The sequence below is a fragment of the Synechococcus sp. R8-2 genome (genome assembly GCF_047461715.1).
GTDB lineage: Bacteria > Cyanobacteriota > Cyanobacteriia > Thermostichales > Thermostichaceae > Thermostichus.
In genome coordinates, this window is record NZ_JANSHQ010000743.1 from 1 (window position 1) to 653 (window position 653).

A 653-nucleotide genomic window follows, 5' to 3' on the forward strand; every position below is an offset into this window, starting at 1 on the left:
GCTGAGGTGCGGGGAGTGGAATCGGGCACGCGCACCCTCAAAGACGCCCTCTCCGAGGCCATCCGCGACTGGGTAACCAACGTGGAGACCACCCACTACATCATCGGCACGGTGGCGGGGCCCCACCCTTACCCGAAGCTGGTGCGGGCCTTTCACGATGTCATTGGCCAGGAGACGCGGCAGCAGTGCCAGGAAAAATGGGGAGGGCTGCCGGATGTGTTGCTGGCCTGTGTGGGGGGTGGATCCAACGCGCTGGGGCTGTTCAACGAGTTTGTCCGGGATCCCCAGGTGCGGCTGATCGGCATTGAAGCTGCCGGAGAAGGGCTGCACACGCCCCGCCACGCCGCTACCCTCAACCGCGGTCGCATCGGGGTCTTGCACGGGGCGATGAGCTACCTGCTGCAGGATGAAGAAGGTCAGGTGCAGGAGGCCCACTCCATCAGCGCTGGCTTGGATTATCCTGGCGTGGGGCCAGAGCACAGCTACCTAAAAGAAATCGGGCGGGCCGAGTACTACGCGGTTACTGACGACGAAGCGGTGGAAGCGCTGCTGCTGCTGTCGCGCCTGGAGGGGATCATCCCCGCGCTGGAGACGGCCCATGCGCTGGCCTACCTGAAAACTTTGGCCCCGCAGCAAGGACTCCGTCCCGCTAA

Annotated in this window: 1 protein-coding gene; it reads left to right on the forward strand. The window is 64.6% G+C overall.

Features of this window, described 5'->3' with window-relative positions:
• Positions 1-653 (forward strand): pyridoxal-phosphate dependent enzyme (locus NW819_RS14390; protein ID WP_414414163.1); only part of this gene is annotated, 653 nt, incomplete at both ends.